The following is a 232-nucleotide window of genomic DNA, read 5'->3' as shown; positions in this document are numbered from 1 at the left end:
CTCTATCACTATCGTTGGACTACACGGCTCATCGATCGCGATCTCGCGCTGTGCGTCAATGATCTGTTGTGGCGTCGGACGCTCCAAGTCCTCGGGAAACGGAGTTAGTCGCAGGGATGCCGGCTCGTCGATACCGAGTTCAAGGTCCACGTGCAACGTGATTCGCGCCTCGTAGAAGGTGCGTACTCCAACCTCAGTCGGGTTCTCCAGCTCCAGCGTATAACGGCGTATC

Annotated in this window: 1 protein-coding gene; it reads right to left on the bottom strand. The window is 57.3% G+C overall.

Annotated features, from left to right (window positions below):
- The coding region (locus AC1RP1_RS08510) for a hypothetical protein (protein WP_481762808.1) at nucleotides 1-232 on the bottom strand (232 nt) is incomplete at both ends.

This window comes from Dellaglioa sp. CoH-56-MRSF-13 (genome assembly GCF_056782095.1).
This window is presented reverse-complemented; position numbering and strand designations above follow the sequence as displayed.